Origin of the sequence: Arthrobacter sp. TB 26 (assembly GCF_000427315.1) — a bacterium.
Taxonomy (GTDB): Bacteria; Actinomycetota; Actinomycetes; order Actinomycetales; family Micrococcaceae; genus Arthrobacter.
In genome coordinates this window covers 16,118-19,834 of sequence record NZ_AUPJ01000342.1, presented here as the reverse complement: position 1 = coordinate 19,834, position 3,717 = coordinate 16,118, and the positions used below count along the sequence as shown (strand labels likewise).

4 protein-coding genes and 2 pseudogenes (2 of these 6 only partly in view) are annotated in these 3,717 nt (G+C 70.0%); 1 reads left to right on the top strand and 5 read right to left on the bottom strand.

Translation table 11 applies throughout. From position 1 onward, the window contains the following. The 4 genes and pseudogenes from K789_RS23080 to K789_RS0113070 form a co-directional block, all read right to left on the bottom strand. Positions 1-446: pseudogene (locus K789_RS23080) on the bottom strand (exonuclease SbcCD subunit D); it reaches 738 nt to the left of the window's first position. Between the two features lie 64 nt (positions 447-510). Beyond that, positions 511-1,452 (bottom strand): MIP/aquaporin family protein, encoded by a 942-nt coding sequence (locus K789_RS0113080; protein ID WP_024367142.1) that lies wholly within the window; start codon positions 1,450-1,452, stop codon positions 511-513. A 72-nt stretch (positions 1,453-1,524) separates the two neighbouring features. After that, complete coding sequence (locus K789_RS0113075; protein ID WP_024367141.1) at positions 1,525-1,893, bottom strand: DUF202 domain-containing protein; 369 nt, start codon at positions 1,891-1,893, stop codon at positions 1,525-1,527. Then, positions 1,890-2,246, bottom strand: coding sequence for a YidH family protein (locus tag K789_RS0113070; protein WP_024367140.1), 357 nt, complete (start codon positions 2,244-2,246; stop codon positions 1,890-1,892). Before K789_RS0113070 ends, K789_RS0113075 begins: the two co-directional genes overlap by 4 nt. A 71-nt stretch (positions 2,247-2,317) precedes the next feature. Here K789_RS0113070 and K789_RS0113065 point away from each other — a divergent pair, with 71 nt between their 5' ends. Then, positions 2,318-3,433 carry an ADP-ribosylglycohydrolase family protein gene (locus K789_RS0113065; protein WP_024367139.1) on the top strand — a complete coding sequence of 372 codons (1,116 nt, stop codon included), beginning with the start codon at positions 2,318-2,320 and terminating at the stop codon, positions 3,431-3,433. A gap of 40 nt (positions 3,434-3,473) precedes the next feature. Here K789_RS0113065 and K789_RS23075 read toward each other — a convergent pair. Next, a pseudogene (locus K789_RS23075) lies at positions 3,474-3,717 on the bottom strand (DUF4395 domain-containing protein) (it continues 315 nt past the right edge of the window).

Here is a 3,717-nt window from a genome sequence, read left to right as displayed (position 1 = left end):
TGGTCGGCCACGAGCCGTGGTTCCAGCCAGGGAATGCCGTAGATGGCGAGCACCGGTCCCCCGCCGCCGTCGGCGTCCGGTCCGCCGTCGAGCGGAAAGAGCACGGGCTGGTCCAGGTCGGCGAGCCGGGTGCGCAGGTGCACTCCCCCGCGTTCCAGCAGCCGGGACGCGAACCCGAGCCGGATGGCCGAGTCGTGGTTGCCGCTGGTCAAAACCACCTGGGCCCCGGCCCCGGTCAGGCCCACCAGGGCGTCGTCGAGCAGGCGGACGACGTCGACCCCCGGCAGGGCGCGGTCGTAGACGTCGCCGGCGATCAGGACGACGTCGACCGCCTCCGTCCTTACGAAGGTCACAAGCTGGTCGATGAAGGCGCGCTGGGCATCAAGCATCCCGACGCCGTGGAACGACCGGCCCAAATGCCAGTCCGAGGTGTGCAATAACCGCATGCTCCTACGGTATCGGCTGCCACCGACGGGATTGCGCCACCGCTCCGGCGCAGCGGATGGCGGCCTACTTGCCGCGTTCCCCGTCGAAGAAGGCGCGCGCTTCGTCGCTGCCGGCAACCGGGCCGGCAACCGGTGCGGCGCCGGACGCCGGCTCCGGTGTCCCGTCCTGGTCCAGGGCGTCACGTTCGTCCATGTCGTCCACGTCGCCCTCCGGGGCAGGTACCGGTACCGGCACCGTTGCCGGCGCCGAGAGCGCGAAGCCGCGGAACACGAGTCCGGCGAGGGCCGCGCCCACCAGCGGAGCAACCCAGAAGAGCCACAGCTGGCCGAGCGCATCCGGGCTGCTGAAGATCGCCGAGGCGGTGGCGCGCGCCGGATTAAAGGGAGTGTTGCCGGGCGCCTGGCCGAACTGCAGGAGCACTGCCGTGGCCAGGCCGACGGCAAAGGGTGCCGCAAGCCGTGAGGGGTTCCGCTCCGAGGTGGTGCCCAGGTAGACGGCCACCAGCAGGGCGGCACCGAGCACCTCGATGAGCAGCACTCCGGCCATCGGGACCTGGATGATGGACCTTTCACCGAAACCGGCGGCGACCGTGTCAAAGGCCGTCCTGGTGTCGGCGATATTGGGGACCGTGCGCAGGATGCCAAAGAGCGTCACCCCGCCGAGCAGGGCGCCCAGGAGTTGAGCGCCCACATATGCCGCCGCGTCGAGGGGGCGGATGCGGCCCGCAATGGCATTTCCGGCCGTCACCGCAGGGTTGAAGTGCCCGCCGGAGAGGTACCCGAATGCCAGCATTGCAGCGGTAACGGCCAGTCCAGCGGCGAGGGCGGCCGACAGGGGGTTCGACTGCGGAATGGTGAACAACGGAACGCCCAGGCCGGCGACGACCACAAAGAACGTCCCCACGGCTTCGGCGGACAGCCGGCCCAGCAGCCCGGGACGCGTCGAATCGACAGTGGTGGCAGCCGCCCCATCGGGCGACTCGAGGGCTGACGCAGGCGTGATCATGTTCAGGAATTCCTTTGCTTGGGGTCAGCGAGCAGTCTGCCAGCGGAGTCTGGACGTTCGCTGGACCCGCGCTTAACGTCCCAGCGCAATCGCGGCGACGGCACTGGCGCCCAGTACAGTGACCCCGGCGGCGGCCCAGCGCATGAGGGAGGCCGGCGGCGCGTAGGAGGAATGCCGGAGTTCCCGCACCCGGGCCAGAACGCAGAGGCACAGCACCACTGTGGCGACCATCGCCGCGAGGGCACAGACCCCCAGATAGTCCGTGGTCCCGGCCCCTGCCCATCTCGCGGTATCGGGGGCGGGGGCCGGCTGCAACGCCGCGATCGCCCAGCCGCGCCAAATCAGCAGGTCGGCCGCGAAGAGGGCCAGCAGGGTCCGGCTCCAGGACAACGACGTCCGCTCCGGCTGCAGCCCGGGGTCCCGAACGGCCCCGGCGCTCACCGCGCGGCCAGGAGCAGGACGGCCAGGATATACGCCGCGGCCGCAACCCCGACGGTCATCACGAGCATCACACCGGAAAACGGCAACTCGCGGTTGTTGCGCATGGCCTCTTCCATCCGCCCCCAGCGCCGGTACGCCAGGACGGCGAGGGCGGCGCCGATGACCGCCAGCGCAACGCACATGGAGATTCGCAGCGGTGCGGGAGCGATGTCCGGGAACAGCTGGTCGATGCCAAGCGCCCCCACGATCAGGGCCAGCGATGTCCTGATCCAGGCAAGGAACGTCGTTTCATTGGCCAGCGAGAACCGGTAGTCAGGGGTGGATCCGGTCTTCCGCCATGCTGGTTCGCGCATTGGTCGCCTGCTGTCCCGGTGTTGACTTGTGGCACCAGCTCCGACGTGGGGCCGGGGTAAAATTCTAAGTCATGAGCAACGAGCCCGCCATCACCCCCGGACCGGCACCAGTCCCGTCGCACGCCTCCCGGATCCACGGGTGCCTGCTGGGCGGCGCCCTTGGTGATTCGCTGGGGTACGCCGTCGAATTCGACGACATCTCCACCATCCGCGCGAAGTTTGGTCCGGACGGGCTGCGGGAGTTTGCAGCGCTCGACGGCGGCAGCCACTTTTCCGACGACACGCAGCTCACGCTGTACACCGTGGACGGGCTGCTGGAGGCGCTGGAGTGGGCCAATTCGGGCGTGGCCGCGGACACCAACGCGTGCCTGTGGCTCGCGTACCTGCGCTGGCTTGCCACCCAAGGTGTGCCGGTTCCTGAGGCGGCCCCGTTCCAGCCGCCCCGGTGGATCGATTCCCACGCCGTCCTCAAGCATCGCCGGGCCCCGGGTAGTGCCTGCCTGAGCGGACTGGCCACCGGAGAGATGGGGACGTTTTTCCGGCCGGTCAACCCGGGCTCCAAGGGCTGCGGCACGGTGATGCGCTCGGCCCCCTTTGGTTTGATCCCCTACATCGCCCCCGCCGACGTCTACAAGCTCAGCGCCGACGCCGCCTCGTTGACCCATGGGCACCCCGCGGCGAGGCAGAGTGCAGGCATCTTCAGTCTCGTCATCCACGCCCTGCTCGCCGGCCACGGTCTGCGGCCGGCAGCGGAATTCGCTCTCGGACATCTGGACACCGTCCAGCTGCGCAAGGACGAAAAAGTGGATCCGGACGTCATCTCCCGGCTGGAAGCGGCACTCCGGCTTGGTGCCGCCGGCGCGGTGCTGGAGCCGGAGGATCTGGTCCGGGAACTCGGCGAAGGATGGGTGGCAGAGGAGGCACTCGCCGTCGCGCTCTACGCGGTGCTCGCCACGGAACCGGATCCGGCGGCGGCCGGAGGGCACCCGGAGGAGCACTTCCGCGCGGCAATCGCCGTCGCGGTCAATCACAGCGGGGACAGCGACTCCACGGCATCGATTGCCGGCAACATCCTGGGCACGTTCTACGGCCAGGAGTGCCTTCCGGCGCAGTGGCTCGAACGGCTTGAGGCCCCGGAGGTCATCCGGGGCATGGCGTCCCGCCTGGCGGCCGTCACCGGCGCCTGAACGCGCGCCGGCCCAACCGCGCGGCGGACACGCCCGGCGCTCAGGTCCGGCGGAGCGAAATGTTGTTGCAGGCCTCGCACACGTCCTCGGGGATCAGGCCTCGGCGCTGCAGGAAGCCGAAGACGGCGCAGCCCAGGCAGAACCCGGCGAATGCCTCCAGGGACGCGGCCACAATCAGGACCGCGAGCAGGATCCACGCCGCCGGCGCCAGCCCCGCTGCCAGCAGGACGGCCGCGGCGGTGGACAAGGCCGCACCGATGCCCTGGGCGAAGCGCTTCGGCGGG